Genomic DNA, 21,948 nt, shown 5'->3' with positions numbered 1-21,948 from the left:
AGCGCCCCTTCCCCTTCCACGGATAGACCTGGTTCATGGCCCTTGCTGAAAAGCTGCTGCCGAATCCGGACAAGAACATTCCCTTTCTCGACGCGGTACGCGGGATCGCCGTGCTCTTCGTCCTCGTGCGCCATGCCTGGGGCTTTTCCTGGTCGCCATCGGCCAGCATCGCCGGCGTGGAGCTGTCACGCATCATCGTGATGATGTCCTCGGGCGTGGACCTGTTCTTCGTCCTCAGCGGTGTCCTGCTCTCCACCCGGTTCCTGCGCGCCGATGCGAGTGGCAAGCCGGCACCGGACTACCTGCCCTACCTCAAGGCACGCGTGCTGCGGATCGGCCCACCCTATTGGCTGGTGCTGTTCCTGGTGGTCCTGTTCTACACCCCGGCATTCATTCCCCAGGAAAAGGTCTGGAGCGCTGCCGGCGCGGTCATCTTCATCTGCCACGTGACGTTCGGCCAGTCGCTGTTCCCGTTTTCCTTCGGCGCTTACACCGTGGGAACGCCGTTCTGGACGCTGACCATCGAGATGCTCTTCTATCTCGTGCTGCCGCTGGTGGTCCGTGCCTTCTACCGCGGGCGCTGGTGGCAGGGCATCGTCGTCGCCTTCCTGCTCAGCGGTACGTGGCTCTACCTGTGCCGCTACCATCTCGATGGCTTCGTTGATTTCCTGCAGCGGCATACCTTTGGCTTCAGCTGGTCACAGGAAGGCATCCGCTTCTTCCTCAGCCACCAGATCCTGGGCTACCTGCCGCACTTCGCGATCGGCATCGGCATCAGTGCGCTGCTGCTGAAGCCGCGCACGCACCCCCTGCTGAGCGAAACCGCCGGCCTGCTCTATGCGCTGCTGGGCGCCGTGCTGCTGCTTGCCTTCATGTTCAAGCTCGGCGGCCTGTCGCTGGCCTACGGCTTCCAGGATCCCACGGCCTACTTCCGCACGGACGACCGGCCTGCGCGGCTGTTCTACTACCTGGAATCGATGCCGTTTGCTGTCGCCTATGGCCTCATCATCCTCGGCCTTTCACTCGGCAGCAGCATGTTCAAGCGCAGCTTCTCCAGCATCCCGGGCCTGGCCCTGTTCGGCGTGCTCGGCTATTCGATCTACCTGATCCACATGCCGCTGCTGTACACCATGAACAACCACTACTGGATCGCGGCGGAGACGCGTCCCTGGTGGCACCTGGCGAAGTTCATGACCGGCGGAACCGCCGTCATCCTGCTGCTCTCGCTGATCCTGTTCCTGACCGTCGAGAAGCCCTCGATGATCTGGTCCGCACGCGCCAGCCAACGCGTGCGGCCCCCCGCGCGGCCCAGCACCGGAGGGCACTGAGCCGCGGCGGCCGTCCGGCAGCGTCAGATCGTTGCCGGATAGTTCCCGAAGCCGGGGCGCGCCACCGAAGCGAACTCGGCCGACAGCGACTCTGCCACGCCGCCGCGATCGAACAGGTTCAACACCGACGGCTCGGTGCCGAACACGGCGCGGACCTGCGCGCCCAGGTCGCCGGACGCCAGCTTCATGGGCAGGCGGAAACCGCGGAACGATGCCACCACGTCGCCCTGTGCCGCGTCGGGTGAGAACTGGACGATGACCTGGCTCTCATCCGTGCGGTCGCGCGCAACCCAGCCCACATCGATGCCATAACCGAACTGCTGGCCTGCACTGACCACCAGCTTGCGGATCGCATCCTCATGCGCTCGGGCCAGCACGCCGGACTGCACGAACGCATCCACCTGCCGGCGGAACAACGGGTAGCGCAGATCGATGATCGCCTCGTTGGCAGGCACCGTGGTCGCATTGAGCGACACGATGCCGGCATCCAGGTTGGAACCACGGCCGTGGTGGAACACGTAGGTGCCCGGCGCCAGCACGATGCGGTAACCGGCGGCGAGGCTGCGCAGGCTCCAGTCCGTCTCCTCGCAGTAACCGCGGCCGAAACACGGGTCCATGATGCCGACCTCGCGCACGACATCGGTGGAAATCAGGATGCAGAACGAGATGCCCGCCGGAATATCCATGGCGGCATCGCCGAAATGCCCCGCCAGGCCGGCATGCACCCAGTCAACCACGCCCTGGTCATGCAGGAAGCGGTTGGGATCTTCATTCGGCAGCGAATAGATCGAAACGTTGTTGGACCAGGCGGTGACCGAACCCACACCGGGCTGCCGGGAAACCTCCAGCATCTGCCCCATCAGGTCGCGCGGGTACAGCACGTCCGAATTGCTGATCACCACGTAGTCGTAGCCGCGCTTGACCGCAGTCAGCATGCCCAGGCTCACGTTGCGCGGAATGCCGAGGTTGCGCGGCGTCCGGTAATACATGACGTCGCGCTCGCGGCAGAACGCAGCCAGCTCCTCGCTCCAGCCCGGCTCCGGGCTGGCATCGTCCAGCACCAGCACATCGATCTGCGCGTGCGTCTGGTCCATGCGGATCGCACTTTCGATGGCGGCAGGCACGAAGGCCCGTCCGTTGTAGACGGTGATGCAATGCAGGATGCGTGGCCGGGTCATCAGAGGAACCGCCGCAGCTTGCCGCTGAAGATCGCTGCAATCTGCACCGCGCGCGACGAACGCACGCGCTCGAACCGCTCCTTCAGCTCGGCATGCTCGGCAACCAGGGCAGGCGGCACCACCGGCACGACCCGCTGCGTGGCCTGCTCGACCTTGATGCGCTCCAGTTCGGAACGTGCGCTGATCAGCTCACGGCTCATCGACGTCAGGCGCGACGTCAGGTCCATCACGCGGGCGTTGGCGACTTCGAAGTCGATCAGCGCCTGCTCCAGGGAAATTCCATCCAGGTCAGTGGTATTCATGCGTTCAATATTCCATTAGTGGCGCGGTGCGCCAGCCAGGATCTGGCGGTAGGCGTGGACGAGGTCAGTGGCCGTTGCGTCCCAGGTCAATGGGGCACCACTTGCAAGGATGTGGCGGATGTTGCGAGCGCCCTGCTGCGGGTCCGCCAGCAGCTGCTGGCAGTAGTCGGCCATGTGCGCCGGGTCCCAGTCACGCGGCAGGTCAGGCGAATCGATCAGCTCGCGGAGCGGCCCGAAGTTGACGTGCGCGGTGGGCGTGCCCATGGCTGCCGCTTCGAAGGGCACCAGGCCGAATCCCTCGGCGGAGGTTGGGTACAGCACGATGGCCGCATGGCGCAGCAGCCAGTTGCGCGCGGCGCTGCTGACGTCGGGCAGCACCAGCAGCGCGTCCTCGTCGGATGTCCGCCGTGCCAGGGCCTCTTCCTGCCGCGACGAGCCCTTGGCTACCACGGCACCCGCCAGCACCAGCCCGACGGCATGGCCACGCTCGCGCAGGGTGTTCCAGGTACGGATGGCCAGGTCACGGTTCTTGTGCGAATAGCTCGCGCCGAGCACCAGCAGGAACGGCATCGCAGCCATGCCACGGGCGACCAGCTCGGCCGGAATCTGCTCCACATCGGTATCGGCGAGGTGGTCGCCGCCATTCTTGGCAATGTGGACGCGCTGGAGGTCGATCGGCAGCCGCTCCTCGACCACGGAATCGCGGGTGTCTGCCGAAATGGCCACGATCGCATCGGCGTTGCGCGCGGCCGTCTCGATGTTGCTGCGGTACTGCAGCCAACGCTCGCCGCTGTCGTGGTAGTTGCCGATCCGGTAGGCGATCAGATCCTGCAGGGTCACCACCGTGCGCCTGGCCAGCTGGCGCCAGCGATCCCAGGGAATCAGGCTGTCGGGCTGGAAGGGACGATGCAGGATATCCACTTCGTCGGCGCCCTCGAAGCGCAGGTCCGCCGCATTGCACAGGGTCACCTTCGGCTGCAGCATCAGGTCGGCGGCGTACACCGGCAGATGACCGTGCGGCACGGCCAGGATCACCCGGCTGACATCCTCGCGGCGCAGCAGCGCGCGCACCAGCGCCAGAGTCTGCACCTGGGTGCCCATCTCCATCGGCCCCAGGCAGGAGCCGTCGATCAGGATCCGCAGTCCCTGTACCTTCGACCTGGCTACATCCAGGGCGATGGCCAGCGGCGATTTTTCCGATGCACGCAGCTGGTCATGCAGGGCCGGGAAACTGGCATCGGCCGCATGCAGCGATGCGCGCGATCCCGCATCTTCGGTGGCTTCCACCGGAGCACCCGTCGCCGTCCACTGCGCGGTGACGTAGGTGCCGGCGTCGAGCACATGGCGGAAGCCGCGGCGTGCGCTGCGCAGGCCGAACTCGGCCAGCGACAGCGAGACGAGATTGTCGCGCTGGTCGTCCAGCCCGCCCAGCGCGCGCAGCACGGATGCGTTCACCAGTACGGCCGGTCCCACCGGAACCTGCAGCGACACCGGCCCGCTGTCCGGCAGGGTCTGCCGGAGGCGCGCACACACGCCCACCTCATCCATGCCACCGATGCCATAGGGCGTGGGCGAATTGCGGTAGGGGAAACTCAGCATGCCGGCGGCATTGGACAGGAACGATACCGATGCAATGCGCGGGTCGTCGCGCATCCAGGCCAGCGCCCGCTGCAGCACCGCCGGCGGCACCGCGACGGGTGAGCCGGCCACGAGCACCGCTTCAAGGCCAGGGCGCTGTTCGAGCACGCTGGACAGGGCCGCCGACAGCGTCCACGCCGACAGCAGCTGTGCCTTGGCACCCTTGAAGCACTGCTCGGCGGTCACGTTGTCCCAGGCGGCGATGAAGCAGCCGTTGCTGTCCTGCACCTTCTCCAGCGAGCGTACCGAATCGAGCCAGTCCCGCGGCGACCCCGTGATTGCCGCCAGCGTGACGACAGCGCAGGGCTCATCCATGGACGACGACTGGCTCATGCGTACCCCCGCTCGATCAACCACTGGCCGACACGGCGCGCACCTTCATCGAAGGAAACCTGCGCACGCACGCCCAGCGACGCCGCCAGCGGCGATGCATCGGCAACGGCCCAGCGCACGTCGCCGTCGCGGAACTTGCCGCAGACCACGGGCGCCGGAGCGTCGTGCATGGCGGCGATCGCACGGGCAGCATCGGCGATGGTGGTAACCACGCCACTGCCAACGTCGAGGGTGCGCACGCCTGACGGCGGGCTGCGCAGGCCTGCCACCAGGGCTGCCACCACGTCATCGATGTAGACGAAATCGCGCCCGATCAAGCCGTCTTCGTAGATGTCCAGCGCCTGGCCCTTGCGTGCCAGCCGGTGGAACAGCGTGATGATGCCGGTGTAGGCGTTGAAGGGCGACTGGCCCGGGCCGTACACGTTCTGCAGGCGGAAGACCGACAGCGGGACCTGCATCGCACCACACCACGCGGCGAGGATGTGCTCCTGCGCCAGCTTGGTGCCGCCGTACACGCTGGTCGGGGCCGGGAACACGGCGTCTGCGCGATGCGGCAGCGGCTGCGCCGGACCCGTCGCCGAAGGGGATGCCGCGTCCCACTCCGCCCGCGCCAGGACGGCATGCGAACGCGGCGGCGGATAGAACGTCGTGCCATCGGCATCCAGCCATGCGCCTTCGCCATACACCGCGCGGCTGGAGGCCAGCAGCACATGGTCAGGCACCAGGTTGCGGGCCGAGAACGCATCGATCATCGCCGTGGTTCCCACGACGTTGACGTGCGCGTGGCGCGACGCCTCGGTCAGCGACTGCCCGGTGCCGGTCTCGGCAGCAAGGTGCACCACGATGGACGGGTGCCAGCGGTCGAGCACCTTTTCCCAGGTCGCGGCCTCGGTGACGTCGCCGACGATCAGCTCCACGTCCGCGTCCAGTGCATCAGGCCGGCGCGATTCCGCGTGGATCTGGGGGTGCAGGTTGTCCACCGCCACGATGGGAAGACCAAACGCCTTGAGCTGCGCGGAGAGCGCACACCCGATGAAGCCTGCGCCGCCCGTGACGATTACTGCCTTCTGCATTGTCATGAATTCCTTGTTCGTTCTAGTGGCCGTTGCCACGCAACATCTTTCAGTCGCGGGAAAGCAGCAGATCTACCTGGCCCGACGGGCCGGCAGTGGCGCAGTGGCGAAGGATCTCGCCGTTGTTCAGTTCCTGCAGGGAGCCATCGCCTATCACCAGCAGGCGCAGGCCGAACGCCCGATAGGCATCCAGCGCCTGCAGGGGGTCGATGTGCTCGGCACTCAGCAGCGCCGGGCTGAATTCCACGACGATGCGTATGCCCGGTGATCGTGCGATCACGCCGGCCATGCCACGCAGCACCTGCAGCTCGTACCCCTGCACGTCGATCTTGACGACGTCGGCCTGCAGCTCCGGATACAGGGCATCCAGGCTGATGCAGGGCACCAGCATGTCCACGGCATCGTCTTCCACGCCACGGGTATCGCCCAGGTTGTTGGGCGAGCTGCGCAGCCCGATGACACCGCGTGCCTCACCCAGCGCGCAGGCATGCACGCGGACCCGGTCACCGTGCGGCCAGACGTTGAGCCGAAGCAGATCGCTCATCTTCGGCTGCGGTTCGAATGCCAGCGTGCGCAGGGCCGGATAGCGCTGCGACAGCAGGCAGGAGAAGTAGCCCACGTTTGCGCCGACATCGATGAACATACCCTCGGCGCGGTTCCTTGCTGCGTCCAGCAGCACCTTGCCGACCTCGGCGTCCCAGTGCCCGCTGTTGCGGGCATGCTCGCGCATCACCTGGTCTTCCATTGGAAACCACAGGTCACCGGCATCGGTGGAGATCCGTTGAACGCGCCAATCCTGTATGCCTGCCGGCATGCCAGGTGCACTGGTGTCTCTGTACCCACGCTCGGGTGCGTTCATCTTCTGCTCCAGGCTGCAGTCTCCATCAAGCCACGCCCGCAGGCGGGCGCTTACATCGCCAGTGCGTTCTCCAGGTCCACCTGCAGGTCACCCAGGTCTTCCACGCCCACGCTCAGGCGCACCAGTGCATCGCTGATGCCCAGCTGCTCGCGGCGTGCCACCGGGATCGAGGCATGGGTCATCACCGCCGGGTGGTTGACCAGGCTTTCCACGCCACCCAGCGACTCGGCCAGGGTGAACAGTTCGGTCTTCTCGCAGAAGCGCTTGGCCGCGTCGAAACCGCCCTTCAGCACGATCGAGACGATGCCGCCGTAGCCGGACATCTGCTTGCCAGCCAGTTCATGCTGCGGGTGCGAGGGCAGGCCCGGGTAGATCACCTTGTCCACGGCCGGGTGCTTTTCCAGCCACTGGGCCAGGGCCAGCGCATTGGCGCAGTGCGCCTTCATGCGCAGCGGCAGGGTCTTCAGGCCACGCAGGGCCAGGAAGCTGTCGAACGGCCCCTGCACGCCACCCACCGAGTTCTGCAGGAAGGCCATCTGCTCGGCCAGCTCGGCATTGTCGCCGGCCACGACCATGCCACCGACCATGTCCGAGTGGCCGTTGAGGTACTTGGTGGCCGAGTGCAGCACCAGGTCCGCGCCCAGCTCCAGCGGACGCTGCAGCATCGGCGAGGCGAAGGTGTTGTCGACCACCACGATCAGGCCATGGCGCTTGGCGATGGCGGCGACCGCGGCGATGTCCACGATCTTCAGCATCGGGTTGGTCGGGGTCTCGATCCAGACCATCTTCGTCTTCGGCGTGATCGCCGCTTCGAAGGCCGCCAGGTCGGTCAGGTCGACGAAGCTGAAATCCAGCGCGGCGGTGCGGCGGCGCACGCGTTCGAACAGGCGGAAGCTGCCGCCGTAGATGTCGTCCATGGCCACCACGTGGCTGCCGGCGTCCAGCAGTTCGATCACGGTGGAGCTGGCGGCCATGCCCGAGGCGAAGGCGAAACCACGCGTGCCACCTTCCAGCGACGCAACGCAGCGCTCGTAGGCGAAGCGGGTCGGGTTGTGCGTACGCGAGTACTCGAAGCCCTGGTGTTCACCCGGGCTGGACTGGGCGTAGGTCGAGGTAGCGTAGATCGGCGGCATCACCGCGCCGGTGCTCGGGTCGGGCGACTGGCCGCCATGGATGGCCAGCGTGGCCAGCGCCAGCGCGCGGTCGGGCGAAGAAGGGTTGGACATGTGTCGTTTCCTGATTGGCGCCGACATACGGCGCCGCCAAAGCATCAAAAGTCTATCAGCGCAGTCTTAACGAGCTTTGACGCGGATAAACCGGGAATAAGCAGGGATCAGCGGCGATCTGCCGCTTACTGAACGCGACGGCGCAGGTAGTTCAGCAGGTCGATGCGGGTGATCAGGCCGAGGAAGGCGGCGCCGTCCATGACAATGGCCACCTGGCCGCGGTCGAACACCGGCAGCAGTGCCTCGATCGGCGACTTCACGTCCAGGCGGTCCAGCTTGCTGACCATGGCCGTGGCCACCGGGTCGCGGAAGCGCGCTTCATCGCCGTAGACATGCAGCAGCACGTCGCTTTCATCGACGATGCCGACCAGCTGGTCGCCGTCCATCACCGGCAGCTGCGACACGTCGTACAGCTTCATGCGCTGGTAGGCGGTGGTCAGCAGGTCGTTCGGGCCGATCACCACGGTGTCGCGCTGGCCGTACGGGCGCAGGATCAGGTCGCGCAGGTCGCCGTGCTGCGGGCGTTCCAGGAAACCGTTGTCCAGCATCCAGTAGTCGTTGTACATCTTCGACAGATACTTGTTGCCGGTGTCGGGCACCAGCACCAGCACCTTCTTCGGCGTGGTCTGTTCCCTGCAGTACTTCAGGCCGGCGGCCAGCAGCGTGCCGGTGGACGAACCACCGAGGATGCCTTCCTTGCCCAGCAGCTCGCGGGCGGTGTGGAAGCTCTCCGCATCGGTGATGGGATACGCCTTCTTGACGCGGCTGAAATCCGAGATCGACGGCAGGAAGTCCTCGCCGATGCCTTCCACCAGCCAGCTGCCCGACTTGTCGTTCAGGTTGCCGTCGTTGATGTACTCGGCCAGGATCGAGCCGACCGGATCGGCCAGCACCAGCTCGGTCTTCGGCGACAGCTTGGCGAAGGCGCGCGACAGGCCGGTCATGGTGCCCGAGCTGCCGCAGCCGAACACGATGGCGTCGAGGTCGCCGCCCATCTGCTCGAGGATTTCCGGACCGGTGCCGAATTCGTGCGCGGCCGGGTTGTCCGGGTTGCCGAACTGGTTGATGAAGTACGCGCCCGGGGTCTGGTCAGCGATGGTCTTGGCCAGGTCCTGGTAGTACTCCGGGTGGCCCTTGGCCACGTCCGAACGGGTCAGGCGCACTTCGGCACCCATCGCCTTCAGGTTGAAGATCTTTTCGCGGCTCATCTTGTCGGGGACGACAAGGATCAGCTTGTAGCCCTTCTGCTGCGCCACCAGCGCCAGGCCCAGGCCGGTATTGCCGGCGGTGCCTTCGACCAGGGTCGCGCCGGGCTTGAGGTCGCCGCGCTGTTCCGCTGCTTCGATCATCGACAGACCGATGCGGTCCTTGATCGATCCGCCCGGGTTGGCGCTTTCGAGCTTCAGGTAAAGCTCGCAGACGCCGGTATCCAGGCGCTGGGCCTTGACGATGGGAGTCTGGCCGATGAGTTCGAGGACGGAGGAATGGATGGGCATTCGGAAACTTCGGTTCGCGCCACGCAGGGCCGGACAGATGATTATCCGCCGGATAGTCGTGAAAGTCAGGAGTGGGGCGTGCCGACCAACGGTCGGCACCCACCAGGGTACGGTCGGCACCCACCAGCTGAGCCTTTGTAGAGCCGAGCCCATGCTCGGCTGGGCGCCCAAGGGGATGCGGACGGCCCCGGATCGACGAGGAGACCAGTACCGCCCGCATCGGTGGACTGAAGGTATGCGCAGGGTTGCAGGCCGTGCCTGCAGGCCAAGGCACCACCGCCTGTGGTGCCTTGGCGCGGCCGCCGTTGCCGGCAACCGCGGGGCCATCGTTGGCCAGGTCACGCCGTTCCCGGCGCGACCGGAGCGTCAGTGCGTGGGGGACGTCGTTGCGAGCGGTGTTTCGTACATACGCAGAAGGCGTTGCTTGGCCAGCAGCTTCTCGCGCTTCATGCGACCCAGGGTGACATCATCGATCGGGAGTACACCCAGCTCCGCGTCCATGCACTTCTTGTTCAACTTGCGGTGCTGGTCATGGAGTGCCCGGAACTCCGGATCACGCGCGCGACGGGCGTCGATCTCGCTCTGGGGCTGATCTTCAAACATGATGGACCTCCTTCGACAGATACACGAACGCCCCGGCCGCAAGGCACGGGGCGTTGTTCATGGAGGAGCGCCGGTCGATTGCCACATGGGTGCCCACAACGACCTGCGGCACTGGCCTGCGCACGTCGGTCTGCTGCGGTTCGCGCCCTGCTTTCATCGGCCCGGCCCTCCCATCGTCCGGTCCGCGGCATTGCGTCCCGGACGATTGACCCTACGCCTGCTCCGGGCCGGGTACAAGACCCCCGCGACAAAAAGACCGAACCCCGCCGGGGCGGGGTTCAGGCTGAATACTCAACGCAACGAAAAACAAACAGATTCAAGCAATTACGGCGCGACGATGACCTCGGCCGAGCGGGCCTTGGTGGACGCTGCCTTCTTGCCGCTGACCTGGATGCGGCTGCTGGCGACACCGGCCGAAACCAGGGCATCGCGCAGCGCTTCGGCGCGCTTCTGGCCGACGCCATTGGCGCTGTCATAGGCCTCGATGCGGACCCGGCCCTTCTTGCCGATGTTCAGGTACTCCGCCAGCGCCTTGGCCTGGTTCTTCGCACCGCCGGACAGGCTGGCCGCACCGGCGCCGAAGGCGTCGCCGCCCAGGGTGAAGACTTCGCCACGGGCATCGAACTTCGACCCCGGCAGCTTCTGCCCGGACACCAGCTCGGCTTCCTCGCGGGCCAGCTTGGCCGCGTTCTGCTGGGCCGAGCTGAGGCGCTGCTGCTGCTTGCCGGCCACGCTGGTCAGGGCGTTCTCGGCGTCCTGGCGGGCCAGGGTCTCGGCTTCGGCGGCCTGGCGCAGGCGCTCGGCTTCCTCGGCCTGCATCTGCGCCTGCATGCGCAGCTGTTCCGCTTCCTGGCGGGCACGGGCAGCATCGCGGCGGCTGGCTTCGATCAGCAGGTCGCTGCGGGTGCGGTCCAGGCGGTCCACCTCGCGGGCGGCCAGGGCGGCGCGCACGCTGGTCTCGGCGATCTCGACCCGGCGTTCGGCCAGGTAGGTGGCCAGTTCCTGGTCGCGGCGCTTGGCCTTGTCCAGGGTGGTGATGGCCTGCTGGGCCTGCATGCGTTCGAACGCGGCCAGCTCGGCGGTGTCGGGATTGGCCTGGATGTTCATCAGGCGCTGGGTCAGCTGGCCGACCATCGGGTTGTCGGCGGCGGTGGCCAGGGCCGGCAGCGCCAGCGCGGTGGCCAGGGCCAGGGCGGAGATCGGCTTCATCGGCGGTCCTCCCCGGTCGACAGCTGGCGCTGCAGCTGGTTGACCTCGTTGCGGCGCAGCTGCAGCTGGGCGGTGGCGGTGGCTTCCTCGCTGCGGGCACGGGCCAGGTCGGCATCGGCGGCGGCGCGCAGGGCCAGCGCCGGGGCGTTCTTGCGTTCGCGGCGGTCGCCGGCGGCACGCTGGGCCTGCTCCAGGCCCTGGCGGGCCAGACCGATCAGATCGGGGGCGTACTGGTCGGCGTCGGCCTGGGTGGCCTTGTCCACCGCCTGCCGGGCCTGGGCCAGTTCCTGTGCGCCATCCTGCGCCCAGACGGGGGCAGAGAGTGCGAATGCAAACGCCATCACATACAGGCTGTGGCGCATTCGTGCGAAGCTAAGTCGTTTCATTGGGGAGGCCGTACCGGTTGTCGGTTCACGGCCATTGTCGTCAAGCCGACACCGTGCTTGCAACGGGCGTCGGCAGTTTCGTTGGGGAAAATTCGCAATGGATATCGGCTACTTCCTGAAGCTGATGACCGAAAAGAACGCTTCGGACATGTTCTTGACCACCGGTGCGCCGGTCTACATCAAGATCGAGGGCAAGCTGTACCCGCTGGGCAATACTGGCCTGCCGCCGGGAATGGTGAAGAAAATCGCCTATTCGCTGATGGACGAGGGCCAGGTGCCCCAGTTCGAACGCGAGCTGGAACTCAACATGGCCATCGCTCTGGCCGATGCCGGGCGCTTCCGTGTCAACGTGTTCAAGCAGCGGGGCGAGGTCGGCATGGTCATCCGCGCCATCCGCAGCCGGATTCCGAGCATCGAAGAGCTCAACCTGCCGCAGGTGCTGAAGGACGTCATCATGACCCCGCGTGGCCTGGTGCTGGTGGTGGGGTCCACCGGCTCGGGCAAGTCCACCTCGCTGGCATCGATGATCGACCACCGCAACAGTACGACCACTGGGCACATCCTCACCATCGAGGACCCGATCGAGTACCTGCACAAGCACAAGATGTCGATCGTCAACCAGCGCGAGGTCGGGCTGGACACCCATGCCTTCCACAACGCGCTGAAGAACGCGATGCGCGAGGCGCCGGACGTGATCCTGATCGGCGAGATCCTGGATGCGGAAACCATGGAGGCGGCCATCGCCTTCGCCGAGACTGGCCACCTGTGCCTGGCCACCCTGCACTCCAACAACGCCGACCAGACCATCGAGCGCATCCTCAACTTCTTCCCGGAAAGCGCGCACAAGAACGTGCTGATGAACCTGGCGCTGAACCTGCGTGCGGTGATCAGCCAGCGCCTGGTGAAGAACAAGGAGGGCCGTCGCCTGCCGGCCACCGAGGTGCTGATCAACACGCCGATGATCCGCGACCTGCTGCGCCGCGGCCAGGTGCACGAGATCAAGGCCGCGATGGAGGCCTCGCTGGAAGAAGGCATGGAGAGCTTCGACCAGTGCCTGTTCCGGCTGGCCAAGAACGGGGTGATCGAGCAGGAGGAAGCGCTGCGCGCCGCCGACTCGCGCGACGGCCTGGCCTTGAAGTTCCGCCTGTCCGAAGGCAGCAGCGGCGAGCACGATCCGTACGCGGATTTCTCCTCGCCGACCCAGGCCAGCATCACCCACGGCTTCTGAGCCGCCCGGACGCCGGGCATGGCCCGGCGCTACGGGTATCACCGGGCCATGCCTGTTGCCCAGGTGCCACCGGGCCATGCACGTTCCCCAAGGTAGCGCCGGGCCATGCCCGGCGGAATCCTGAAGGGTTAAGGGGCTGTCTCATCCAATGAGACCCGCTGTCCGTAGGTTTCCTCAATGGAAACCATCCGCAAGCTGGCCATCCTGGCCGACGCCGCCAAGTACGACGCCTCCTGCGCCTCCAGCGGCGCGGGCAAGCGGGATTCGCGCGCCAGCGGCGGTATCGGCAGCACCGAAGGCATGGGCATCTGCCACAGCTACACGCCCGATGGCCGTTGTGTGTCGCTGCTGAAGATCCTGCTGACCAACTTCTGCGTCTACGACTGCGCCTACTGCGTGAACCGCGTGTCCAGCAACGTGCCGCGGGCGCGCTTCAGCGTGGACGAAGTGGTCGCGCTGACCCTGGACTTCTACAAGCGCAACTACATCGAGGGCCTGTTCCTTTCCAGCGGCATCATCCGCAATGCCGACTACACCATGGAACAGATGGTGGAAGTGGCGCGGCAGCTGCGCGAGGAACACCGCTACGCCGGTTACATCCACCTCAAGACCATTCCCGAGGCCTCGCCCGAGCTGCTGGCCAGTGCCGGGCGCTATGCCGACCGGCTGTCGATCAACGTGGAACTGCCGACCGAGGCCGGCCTGAGCGCGCTGGCGCCGGAAAAGACCGTGCAGTCGATCCGTGGTGCAATGGGCGAGCTGCGCTGGCGCATCGAGGAGGCCAAGGAGGCACGCAAGGCGCCGGCCGTGGTCGCGCCGCTGGCCACCCGCAGCGCGCGCCCTCGCCCGCCGCGCTTCGCCCCGGCCGGGCAGAGCACGCAGATGATCGTCGGCGCCGACGGGGCCAACGACCAGCAGATCCTGGCCAGCGCCGATGCCCTGTATGGCAACTACCGCATGCGCCGGGTCTATTACTCGGCCTTCAGCCCCATTCCCGATGCCAGCCGCCAGCTGCCCCTGCAGCCGCCACCCCTGCAGCGCGAGCACCGCCTGTACCAGGCCGACTGGCTGCTGCGTTTCTACGGTTATGGCGTGGAGGAGATCACCGACACCACCCAGGACGGCATGCTGGACCTGGACATCGACCCGAAGATGGCCTGGGCGATCCGCCACCCCGAGCGTTTCCCGGTGGACCTGAACCGCGCGCCGAAGGAACTGCTGCTGCGCGTGCCCGGGCTGGGCGTGCGCAACGTGAAGCGGGTACTGATGGCCCGGCGGCATGGCCGCCTGCGGGTAGCCGACGTGGCCCGGCTGAAGGCACCGATGAGCAAGCTGCTGCCGTTCGTGCTGCTGGCCGACCACCATCCGCGCAAGGCACTGGATGATCCGGCGGCATTGCGCGCGCAGCTGGCCCCGCCACCGCGCCAGGGTTCGTTGTTCGATGCACCGCCCGCCGCCTGACGCGCAGCGCTGGTCACTGCGGGTGGACCCGCCGTGGTCGCTGGAGGCCTGGCGCGAGGCCGCGCGCGAGGCCCTGCTGCGCGGCGTGGCACCGGCGCAGCTGGACTGGCTGGAAGGCAGCGATGCCTCGCTGCTGGATGCGCCTTCCGTGCAGAGTGCCGCCCTGCCCGCCGACGCCAGCGCCCCCAACGTGCCACGCGACTTCATGGAGCTGGCGGCGACCTGCCTGTGCCACCGCGAGCCGCAGCGCCTGGCCCTGCTGTACCGGCTGCTGTGGCGCATCGCCCATGGCGAACGCAGCGTGCTGTCCAATCCAGCCGATGCCGACGTGCTGCGGGCAATGGCCCTGACCCAGGCGGTGCGCCGCGACACCCACAAGATGAAGGCCTTCGTGCGCTTCCGCGAGGTGCCCGGCCAGGCTGATGCCTTCATTGCCTGGTTCGAGCCGGACCACAACATTGTCGAGCGGGTCGCGCCGTTCTTCGCGCGCCGCTTCGCTGGCATGCGCTGGGCCATCCTCACCCCCGGCCGCAGCGTGCACTGGGATGGCCAGGCGCTGGCGTTCGGGGCCGGCGCCCGCCGCGAAGATGCACCGGCCGAGGATGCGCGCGAATCGCTGTGGCAGACCTACTACGCCAGCATCTTCAACCCGGCCCGGTTGAACACCCGGATGATGCTGCAGGAGATGCCGGCGCGGTACTGGCGGCACCTGCCGGAAGCACAGCTGCTGCCCGGGCTGGTGCGCGACGCCGCCGATCGCGTGCAGGAAATGCACGACCGGCCCGCGCAGGCACCGCAGCGGAAGATTCCGCAGCGGCCGGCGCAGGCACCGCCTGCCTCCAGCGCCGACAGCCTGGAGGCACTGCGCGCCCAGGCCGCTGGCTGCCGGCAGTGCCCGCTGTGGGAGCCGGCCACCCAGGTGGTGTTTGGCCAGGGCCCGGCCGATGCGCGGGTGATGGTGATCGGCGAGCAACCCGGCGATACCGAGGACCTGTGTGGCCGGCCCTTTGCCGGGCCGGCCGGCCAGCTGCTGGACCGTGCCCTGGCCGAAATCGGCATCGACCGCGCCACGCTGTACCTGACCAATGCGGTCAAGCATTTCCACCACGAGCGGCGCGGCAAGGTCCGCCTGCACAAGCGGCCGGAAAGCCGCCATGTGCGCGCCTGCCAACCGTGGCTGCTGGGCGAGATCGCGCGGGTGCGGCCGCAGCTCATCGTCTGCCTGGGCGCCACGGCCGCCGCGTCGGTGTTCGGCGCGGGTTTCCAGCTGTCACGCGACCGCGGGCGCTGGCACACGCTGGAAGACGGCACCCTCGGCTACGCCACCGTGCACCCGGCGTGGGTATTGCGGCAGGGCGATGACGTGCGGCGCGAGGCGGCCTACCGGCTGTTCCGCGATGACCTGCGCCGTGTGCGGGCCGACGACGCGGAATCCGCCGGGAATGGCCTGGCGCTGCCACCGACGTCCGACCGGTAGCGCCGGGCCACGCGCGGCGAGCGAAGCGGCTTGTCAGGCGGCGTCGGGCTGGTTTTCCGGGCGGGCGCGGTCGAAGGCGTCCAGTGCGAGGCAGGCGGCCTCGATGCGGCGCAGGGTCGGGTACGGGGCCAGGTCCAGACCGAAGCGGTGCGCGTTGTACAGCTGCGGCAGCAGGCAGATGTCGGCCAGGCCAGGGCGGTCGCCGTGGCAGAACACGCCGGTATCCGCACTGCCCGCGAGCATCGACTCCATCGCCGCAAAGCCGTCGGCCATCCAGTGCAGGGTCCACTGCGTGCGCGCGTCGGCCGGTGCTTCCAGGCGGCGTTCGAGGTACTGCATCACCCGCAGGTTGTTGATCGGATGGATGTCGCAGGCCACCAGCTGGGCCAGTGCCCGCACCCGCGCGCGGCCGACCGCATCGGCCGGCAGCAGCGGCACCTGCGGGAAGCGCTCGTCGAGGTACTCGAGGATCGCCAGCGACTGGGTGAACGTGTGTCCCTCATGCAGCAGCGCCGGCACCAGCTGCTGCGGGTTGAGCGCGGCATAGGCGTCGGCATGCTGCTCGCCACCATCGCGCACCAGGTGCACCGGCCGGCCCTCCCAAGCCAGGCCTTTCAGGAACAGGCCGATGCGCACGCGGTAGGCGGCGCTGGATCGCCAGTAGGTGTACAGCACGAGGCCGTCGTCAACCAGGATGTCCATCGCCGCCTCCATGCTCAGGGCCTGGCCGCCTGTTCGATGCGCTGTTCGATCGCACCGAAGATGCTGTTGCCGGCGGCGTCGAGCATCTCGATGCGCACCACGTCACCGAAGGACATGAAGGGCGTGCTCGGCTTGCCGTCGCGCAGGGTTTCCACGGTGCGCTGCTCGGCGAAGCAGGAGGCACCCTTGCTGGTGTCCTCGTTGGCGATGGTGCCCGAGCCGACGATGGTGCCGGCGCCCAGCGGACGGGTTTTCGCCGCATGCGCGACCAGCTGGGCGAAGTTGAACTGCATGTCCACGCCCGCTTCCGGCGCACCGAACCACTGGCCATTGATGTGGGTCAGCAGCGGCAGGTGCACCTTGCTGTCCTGCCAGGCGGTGCCCAGCTCATCGGGGGTGACGAACACCGGCGACAAGGCCGAGCGCGGCTTGGACTGCAGGAAACCGAAGCCCTTGGCCAGTTCGCCGGGGATCAGGTTGCGCAGCGAGACGTCGTTGACCAGGCCGACCAGCTGGATGTGGCCAGCGGCCTGTTCCGGGGTGGCGGCCATCGGCACGTCGTCGGTGATGACCACGATCTCGGCTTCCAGGTCGATGCCGTACTCCTCGCTGACCACCTTGACCGCATCGCGCGGGCCATGGAAGCCGGCGCTGGTGGCCTGGTACATCAGCGGATCGGTGTAGAAGCTTTCCGGCACCTCGGCGCCACGGGCGCGGCGCACGCGCTCGACGTGCGGCAGGTAGGCGCTGCCATCAACGAATTCGTAGGCACGCGGCATCGGCGCGGCCAGCGCCTGCGGGTCGAGGTCGAAGACGCCATCGGCGTCGCCGGCGTTCAGCGATTCGTACAGGGCGTTCAGGCGCGGGGCGATGTGGCTCCAGTCCTCCAGGGCCTGCTGCAGGGTGGCGGCAATGCCGGTGGCGCGCACGCCGTGGCGCAGGTCACGCGAGACGACGATCAGGGTGCCGTCGCGGCCGCCTTCCTTCAAAGAACCAAGCTTCATGGGTGGGTGTCCGGAGTCGTGGGCAAACAAGTTTCAAGTGTAATCAAATGTGCGGTGTAGCCAAGCTGCAGCGCGGCATCGGCCCACCCTACCGTAGTGGGGGGTTCGGCAGGGCTTGCAGCCCTGCACCTGCAGAAGCAACGTCAACGTCAAAAGCGGGCGATCCGTGGTTTGGCGGGGCGGTGTCGGATTGCGGGGACGCCGCAAGTACGTCCCTGTAGGCTTGGCCGCCGCATCCATGCGGCGGACACCCCGCAATCCGACACCGCCCCACCTTCGACAGGTTCACGCGGCTGTTGGTGGGTGTCGACCGTTGGTCGACACATCTGTCAGATATCGAATAAATCATCCACGCATGGCGTGGATCTACTGCCGGACGCCGTTCCAGTAGATCCACGCCATGCGTGGATGAATCTGTCAGATATCGAATTCCACATTGGGTGCCGACCAACGGTCGGCACCCACCAAAGCAGAACGCCGTTCCGACAGATCGCAGGAACCTGTCGAAGGCGGGGTGGGTCCGGTTGAGGGGGTGTGAGCGCCATGGATGGCGCGACCAAGCCCCCATGGGTGAGGGCGCTTTGCTTGCGAAGCACTGCTTCGCAAGCGCCCGAACGCACAGCCGCCAGCGGCTGGGCCGGCCTGGGGGTTTACGGCGTCCCCCTCAACCGGACCCGCCCCGCCAACCCACGGAATGCAGGCTTTTGAAGTTGACGTTGATCTGAGGCGGGTGCAGGGCTGCAAGCCCTGCAGACACCCCCCCTACCTGAACAGGGGTTTTTGCGTGGAGTCTTGAAGATCGTTTAGACTTACAGGGTCTGCAGCGGCCGTCCGTTTCCCTCCGGGATCGCCGGCGACCTGGGTCCGCCCTCTTCGCCCGCCCCCACTCCGACGCCGTTCGTCACGCATTCCAGCCTGCGCTCCGTGCCGGCTGCACCCAATTCTCGCAGCGCGGTTCACGGGAACGCTCCGAGTCAGCCGATCAGTTTGATCTGCCCCCGTCTGTCCGTTCGGACAGGCGTTTCTTGTACTTGGAGCAATCTCAATGTCTTTTGAATCCCTGGGCCTCGCGCCTTTCCTGCTGCGCGCGCTCGCCGAGCAGGGCTACGAAAACCCGACCCCGATCCAGCAGCAGGCGATCCCGCTGGCGCTGGCCGGTCGCGACCTGCTGGCCGGCGCACAGACCGGTACCGGCAAGACCGCCGCCTTCGGCCTGCCGCTGCTGCAGCACCTGGGCACCGCCTCGCAGGAAGTGCGCAGCGGCCCGCGCAAGCCGCGCGCGCTGATCCTGGCCCCGACCCGCGAACTGGCCACCCAGGTGCATGACAGCCTGCGCGGCTACAGCAAGTACCTGCGCATCCCCAGCGCCTGCATCTACGGCGGCGTCGGCATGGGCAACCAGCTGGACATCCTGCGCCGTGGCGTGGACCTGCTGGTCGCCTGCCCGGGCCGCCTGATCGATCACCTGGAGCGTCGCAGCGTCGACCTGTCGGGCATCGAAGTGCTGATCCTGGACGAAGCCGACCGCATGCTCGACATGGGCTTCCTGCCGTCGATCAAGCGCATCCTCGCCAAGCTGCCGAAGCAGAACCGCCAGACCCTGCTGTTCTCGGCCACCTTCGAGGACAACATCCGCCAGCTCGCTCTGGAGTTCATGCGCAACCCGGAACAGATCCAGGTGACGCCGAAGAACACCGTGGCCGAAACCATCACCCACCGCGTGCACCCGGTCGATGGCAGCCGCAAGCGCGACCTGCTGCTGCACCTGCTGGCGCAGGACAGCCGCGAGCAGACCCTGGTCTTCGCGCGTACCAAGCACGGCAGCGACAAGCTGGCCACGTTCCTGGAAAAGTCCGGCATCAAGACCGCGGCGATCCACGGCAACAAGAGCCAGGGCCAGCGCCTGCGTGCCCTGGGTGACTTCAAGGCCGGTCGCGTGACCGTGCTGGTGGCCACCGACATCGCCGCGCGCGGCATCGACATCAACGAACTGCCGAAGGTGATCAACTTCGATCTGCCGATGGTGGCCGAGGATTACGTGCACCGCATCGGCCGTACCGGCCGCAACGGTTCCACCGGCCAGGCGATTTCGCTGGTGGCACAGGATGAAGTGAAGCTGCTGCGCGCGATCACCCGCCTGCTGGGCCGCGACATGGACATCCGCGACGTGCCGGGCTTCGAGCTGCAGACGCCGATCCGCTGGGGCAACAGTGCACCGGGCAAGGCCGAGCACGATACCGGCGAGCGCGCACCGCGCAAGAGCCATGCGCGTCGTCCGCACGGTGATGCGCCGCGCCACGCGCACGCAGGCCCGAAGAAGGCCGGCGGCGGCCGTCGCGAGGGCGGTGGCAACGGCCAGCAGCGCGCCGGTGCGGGCGCCGGCCAGGGCCAGCGTCGTGGCGGTGGCGGCAATGGTGGCGGCCGTGGCCGCAGCCAGGGCGGCAACGGCGGCGGTCGCGCCGGCTGATTGCCCACGCCTGCAATGCACGAAGGGACGCAGCGCAAGCTGCGTCCCTTTTTTGTTGGCGCAGGCCGCAGCGCGCTTGCTGAATGATTGGATACCGGCCGCGCCATCGGCGGCGCAGAACGTTCACGGCGTGTGAAATATGGATAGACTCGGCCAGCGACACGACGTCGCAGCCGGGGCGCGTCCCTGCATGTCCCGGTCTGGATCGCTGCATGACAAGGACCCGCATGATGCGCAAGATTTTCCTGGCCTCGACGTTGCTGCTCGCCGCTCCGCTGACCGCCCTTGCCGACGACGGCATGAGCTACACCTACGTGGAAGGCGGCTGGAACCAGCTGCAGATGAACTCCAGCATCCTCAACGACCCGAAGGCCAATGGCGGCTACGTGCGAGGTTCCTTCGCCATCGCCGAACAGGTCAACGTGTTCGGTGGCTGGTCGCGCGTGAGCGACACCACCCGTTACGCCTTCTCCAGCGTCAAGACCACGCTCGAGCAGCCCCACCTGGGCATCGGCTACCACATGCCGATGAGCGAGCGCGTGGACTTCACCGCCGACATCGCGTGGAACCGTCGCACGGGCAAGGGCGAAATCCATTCCGATGGCCTGACCTACTCCACCAAGACCTCCGTCAACACCGCCGTGGGCAACTTCGGCGTGCGTGGCAAGCCTTCGGCAAAGACCGAAGCGTGGCTCAAGGCCGGCTACATGGACGGCAGCGACCACTTCAAAGGCACCTGGACCGGCACCGTCGGTGGCCAGGTCAGCTTCAACCGCACCTGGGGCGTGGTTGCCGAAGGCCAGTTCTACGATGACTTCGCCGAGTACCGCGTCGGCGTCCGCGCCAGCTTCTGATTGAAGCCTGCGTTTTCCTGGCACCTGCACGACCCCGTACTGCGGTACGGGGTTGCGCGGCCCTGCACCCTCGCACCCCATAAGGACTTGAACGATGCGCAAGATGCTCCTGGCAACCGGCCTGCTGCTTGCAACGCCACTGCTGGCCTCGGCCAGCGACGAGCTCAGCTACACGTACGTGGAAGGCGGCTGGAACCGGCTGCAGCTGGACGCCGGCAGCGCCGGTGACATCACGGCCGATGGTGGCTACGTGCGGGGTTCGTTCGCGGTCGCGCCGCAGTTCCACGTGATCGTCGGCGCATCGCGGGTCAGCGGAAGCGAGCACGCGGGCGCTGCGCGGGTGAAGACCACACTCGACGTTCCGTACCTGGGCGTGGGATACCACGCGCCGATCAGCGACGGTCTGGACTTCACCAGCGAGTTCGCCTGGAACCACCGTTCGGCGAAATCGGACTACCGCCTCGACGACGCACGGTTCCGCGAGACCTCCCGGTTCAACGAGGTGCTGGGCATGGTGGGCGTGCGCAACCGGTTCACCGAGACGCTCGAAGGCTGGCTGAAAGGCGGTTACGCCAACGGCGGCGATGGGCAGGACGCGCGCTGGTATGGCGTGGTGGGCGGGCAGGTGAGCTTCACCGATACCTGGGGCGTTGTACTGGAAGGCCAGTTCGACAAGGACGTATCCGAGTACAGGGTGGGCGTGCGCGCCAGCTTCTAACGGTTGTTCCCGCTGCGCGGGGGTGGTTACCGAGGGACGGCGCTGAGGCGCCGTCTTTTTTTGGCTGGCTACCTGGATGGTTCTGGAGCCTGCGGTGGGTTGTGCGGGGGCGTTGGGGAGCGGGGGCGGCGCAAAACACGCCGTAAACCCATCCATGGGGCTCGGTCGGCGCATCCATGCGCCTCACGGTTTTGCGCCGCCCCCGCTCCCCAACGCTTCAGACATTTCCAGCGCCTTCCTTCTCCCGCGGGGTAGCCGGAGGAAGAAAGATCAAATTCAAATTCAAATTCAAGAGCAAAAGCCGAAGCCGATGCTTCTGCTTTTGCCCTTGCTCCCGCCTTGGGTGTGATGCGTCCGCGCCCGCAGGAAACTGTCTGGGGAGGACGGATGGGTTGCGCAGGACCGC

At 67.0% G+C, this 21,948-nt stretch carries 19 protein-coding genes; 7 read left to right on the top strand and 12 right to left on the bottom strand.

Features of this window, described 5'->3' with window-relative positions:
• Positions 1-35: 35 nt before the first annotated feature.
• Entirely contained in the window at positions 36-1,328 is a 1,293-nt protein-coding gene (locus C1927_RS03120) for an acyltransferase (protein ID WP_108745916.1), read from the top strand.
• Between the two features lie 23 nt (positions 1,329-1,351).
• Here C1927_RS03120 and C1927_RS03115 read toward each other — a convergent pair whose 3' ends face one another.
• The 10 genes from C1927_RS03115 to C1927_RS03070 form a co-directional block, all read right to left on the bottom strand.
• Positions 1,352-2,506 (bottom strand): glycosyltransferase family 2 protein, encoded by a 1,155-nt coding sequence (locus tag C1927_RS03115; protein ID WP_079220534.1) that lies wholly within the window; start codon positions 2,504-2,506, stop codon positions 1,352-1,354.
• Complete coding sequence (locus C1927_RS03110; RefSeq protein WP_079220533.1) at positions 2,506-2,808, bottom strand: hypothetical protein; 303 nt, start codon at positions 2,806-2,808, stop codon at positions 2,506-2,508. The genes C1927_RS03115 and C1927_RS03110 overlap by 1 nt, the downstream gene beginning before the upstream one ends.
• Positions 2,809-2,823: 15 nt before the next feature.
• Positions 2,824-4,779: a glycosyltransferase gene (locus C1927_RS03105; RefSeq protein WP_254051534.1), complete on the bottom strand. Its 1,956-nt coding sequence runs from the start codon at positions 4,777-4,779 to the stop codon at positions 2,824-2,826.
• The gene (locus C1927_RS03100; RefSeq protein WP_108745914.1) at positions 4,776-5,852 is read right to left on the bottom strand and encodes an NAD(P)-dependent oxidoreductase; all 1,077 of its coding nucleotides are present in this window, start codon (positions 5,850-5,852) and stop codon (positions 4,776-4,778) included. Before C1927_RS03100 ends, C1927_RS03105 begins: the two co-directional genes overlap by 4 nt.
• Before the next feature lie 49 nt (positions 5,853-5,901).
• Positions 5,902-6,582 (bottom strand): FkbM family methyltransferase, encoded by a 681-nt coding sequence (locus tag C1927_RS03095; RefSeq protein ID WP_254051533.1) that lies wholly within the window; start codon positions 6,580-6,582, stop codon positions 5,902-5,904.
• Between the two features lie 179 nt (positions 6,583-6,761).
• A complete protein-coding gene (locus C1927_RS03090; protein ID WP_079220529.1) occupies positions 6,762-7,937 on the bottom strand; it encodes a cystathionine gamma-synthase in 1,176 nt (391 codons plus the stop codon).
• Positions 7,938-8,062: 125 nt separating this feature from the next.
• Positions 8,063-9,433, bottom strand: a complete 1,371-nt coding sequence (locus C1927_RS03085; RefSeq protein ID WP_079220528.1) for a pyridoxal-phosphate dependent enzyme — start codon at positions 9,431-9,433, stop codon at positions 8,063-8,065.
• A 366-nt stretch (positions 9,434-9,799) separates the two neighbouring features.
• Positions 9,800-10,036 carry a YdcH family protein gene (locus C1927_RS03080; RefSeq protein ID WP_079220527.1) on the bottom strand — a complete coding sequence of 79 codons (237 nt, stop codon included), beginning with the start codon at positions 10,034-10,036 and terminating at the stop codon, positions 9,800-9,802.
• Between the two features lie 324 nt (positions 10,037-10,360).
• A complete protein-coding gene (locus C1927_RS03075; RefSeq protein WP_108745912.1) occupies positions 10,361-11,245 on the bottom strand; it encodes an OmpA family protein in 885 nt (294 codons plus the stop codon).
• Positions 11,242-11,607 carry a DUF4398 domain-containing protein gene (locus C1927_RS03070; RefSeq protein WP_079220525.1) on the bottom strand — a complete coding sequence of 122 codons (366 nt, stop codon included), beginning with the start codon at positions 11,605-11,607 and terminating at the stop codon, positions 11,242-11,244. The genes C1927_RS03075 and C1927_RS03070 overlap by 4 nt, the downstream gene beginning before the upstream one ends.
• A 121-nt stretch (positions 11,608-11,728) precedes the next feature.
• Here C1927_RS03070 and C1927_RS03065 point away from each other — a divergent pair, with 121 nt between their 5' ends.
• The 3 genes from C1927_RS03065 to C1927_RS03055 all read left to right on the top strand — a co-directional run bounded on the left by C1927_RS03065 (position 11,729) and on the right by C1927_RS03055 (position 15,797).
• Positions 11,729-12,859: a PilT/PilU family type 4a pilus ATPase gene (locus C1927_RS03065; protein ID WP_079220524.1), complete on the top strand. Its 1,131-nt coding sequence runs from the start codon at positions 11,729-11,731 to the stop codon at positions 12,857-12,859.
• Positions 12,860-13,036: 177 nt separating this feature from the next.
• The gene (locus tag C1927_RS03060; protein WP_079220523.1) at positions 13,037-14,320 is read left to right on the top strand and encodes a putative DNA modification/repair radical SAM protein; all 1,284 of its coding nucleotides are present in this window, start codon (positions 13,037-13,039) and stop codon (positions 14,318-14,320) included.
• Positions 14,301-15,797, top strand: a complete 1,497-nt coding sequence (locus C1927_RS03055; protein ID WP_108745911.1) for a UdgX family uracil-DNA binding protein — start codon at positions 14,301-14,303, stop codon at positions 15,795-15,797. The genes C1927_RS03060 and C1927_RS03055 overlap by 20 nt, the downstream gene beginning before the upstream one ends.
• Before the next feature lie 33 nt (positions 15,798-15,830).
• On the opposite strand, the gene maiA is transcribed toward C1927_RS03055, so the two are convergent.
• Entirely contained in the window at positions 15,831-16,499 is a 669-nt protein-coding gene (gene maiA, locus C1927_RS03050) for a maleylacetoacetate isomerase (protein WP_108747757.1), read from the bottom strand.
• Positions 16,500-16,513: 14 nt separating this feature from the next.
• Complete coding sequence (locus C1927_RS03045; RefSeq protein WP_079220521.1) at positions 16,514-17,503, bottom strand: fumarylacetoacetate hydrolase family protein; 990 nt, start codon at positions 17,501-17,503, stop codon at positions 16,514-16,516.
• Positions 17,504-18,548: 1,045 nt separating this feature from the next.
• Between C1927_RS03045 and C1927_RS03035 the strand changes: the two genes are divergently transcribed.
• The 3 genes from C1927_RS03035 to C1927_RS03025 all read left to right on the top strand — a co-directional run bounded on the left by C1927_RS03035 (position 18,549) and on the right by C1927_RS03025 (position 21,542).
• Entirely contained in the window at positions 18,549-19,970 is a 1,422-nt protein-coding gene (locus tag C1927_RS03035; protein ID WP_079220520.1) for a DEAD/DEAH box helicase, read from the top strand.
• Between the two features lie 230 nt (positions 19,971-20,200).
• On the top strand, positions 20,201-20,824 hold the full coding sequence (locus C1927_RS03030) for a hypothetical protein (protein WP_079225079.1): 624 nt from the start codon (positions 20,201-20,203) through the stop codon (positions 20,822-20,824).
• A gap of 94 nt (positions 20,825-20,918) precedes the next feature.
• Positions 20,919-21,542: a hypothetical protein gene (locus tag C1927_RS03025; protein ID WP_079220519.1), complete on the top strand. Its 624-nt coding sequence runs from the start codon at positions 20,919-20,921 to the stop codon at positions 21,540-21,542.
• Positions 21,543-21,948: the final 406 nt, after the last annotated feature.

It is taken from the genome of Stenotrophomonas sp. ZAC14D1_NAIMI4_1, from assembly GCF_003086775.1.
Taxonomy (GTDB): Bacteria; Pseudomonadota; Gammaproteobacteria; order Xanthomonadales; family Xanthomonadaceae; genus Stenotrophomonas.
Note: the sequence above shows the minus strand (reverse complement) of the source record. Positions and strands in the feature narration are given on the sequence as shown.

What these genes read in the sequence shown, in the direction of transcription:
- C1927_RS03045 (WP_079220521.1), bottom strand. Translation starts at nt 17,503, where the DNA reads ATGAAGCTTGGTTCTTTGAAGGAAGGCGGCCGCGACGGCACCCTGATC.
- C1927_RS03065 (WP_079220524.1), top strand. Translation starts at nt 11,729, where the DNA reads ATGGATATCGGCTACTTCCTGAAGCTGATGACCGAAAAGAACGCTTCG.
- C1927_RS03075 (WP_108745912.1), bottom strand. Translation starts at nt 11,245, where the DNA reads ATGAAGCCGATCTCCGCCCTGGCCCTGGCCACCGCGCTGGCGCTGCCG.
- C1927_RS03115 (WP_079220534.1), bottom strand. Translation starts at nt 2,506, where the DNA reads ATGACCCGGCCACGCATCCTGCATTGCATCACCGTCTACAACGGACGG.
- C1927_RS03025 (WP_079220519.1), top strand. Translation starts at nt 20,919, where the DNA reads ATGCGCAAGATGCTCCTGGCAACCGGCCTGCTGCTTGCAACGCCACTG.
- C1927_RS03120 (WP_108745916.1), top strand. Translation starts at nt 36, where the DNA reads ATGGCCCTTGCTGAAAAGCTGCTGCCGAATCCGGACAAGAACATTCCC.
- C1927_RS03100 (WP_108745914.1), bottom strand. Translation starts at nt 5,852, where the DNA reads ATGCAGAAGGCAGTAATCGTCACGGGCGGCGCAGGCTTCATCGGGTGT.
- C1927_RS03035 (WP_079220520.1), top strand. Translation starts at nt 18,549, where the DNA reads ATGTCTTTTGAATCCCTGGGCCTCGCGCCTTTCCTGCTGCGCGCGCTC.
- C1927_RS03105 (WP_254051534.1), bottom strand. Translation starts at nt 4,779, where the DNA reads ATGAGCCAGTCGTCGTCCATGGATGAGCCCTGCGCTGTCGTCACGCTG.
- C1927_RS03085 (WP_079220528.1), bottom strand. Translation starts at nt 9,433, where the DNA reads ATGCCCATCCATTCCTCCGTCCTCGAACTCATCGGCCAGACTCCCATC.
- C1927_RS03060 (WP_079220523.1), top strand. Translation starts at nt 13,037, where the DNA reads ATGGAAACCATCCGCAAGCTGGCCATCCTGGCCGACGCCGCCAAGTAC.
- maiA (WP_108747757.1), bottom strand. Translation starts at nt 16,499, where the DNA reads ATGGACATCCTGGTTGACGACGGCCTCGTGCTGTACACCTACTGGCGA.
- C1927_RS03090 (WP_079220529.1), bottom strand. Translation starts at nt 7,937, where the DNA reads ATGTCCAACCCTTCTTCGCCCGACCGCGCGCTGGCGCTGGCCACGCTG.
- C1927_RS03030 (WP_079225079.1), top strand. Translation starts at nt 20,201, where the DNA reads ATGCGCAAGATTTTCCTGGCCTCGACGTTGCTGCTCGCCGCTCCGCTG.
- C1927_RS03095 (WP_254051533.1), bottom strand. Translation starts at nt 6,582, where the DNA reads ATGCGCGAGCATGCCCGCAACAGCGGGCACTGGGACGCCGAGGTCGGC.
- C1927_RS03080 (WP_079220527.1), bottom strand. Translation starts at nt 10,036, where the DNA reads ATGTTTGAAGATCAGCCCCAGAGCGAGATCGACGCCCGTCGCGCGCGT.
- C1927_RS03055 (WP_108745911.1), top strand. Translation starts at nt 14,301, where the DNA reads ATGCACCGCCCGCCGCCTGACGCGCAGCGCTGGTCACTGCGGGTGGAC.
- C1927_RS03110 (WP_079220533.1), bottom strand. Translation starts at nt 2,808, where the DNA reads ATGAATACCACTGACCTGGATGGAATTTCCCTGGAGCAGGCGCTGATC.
- C1927_RS03070 (WP_079220525.1), bottom strand. Translation starts at nt 11,607, where the DNA reads ATGCGCCACAGCCTGTATGTGATGGCGTTTGCATTCGCACTCTCTGCC.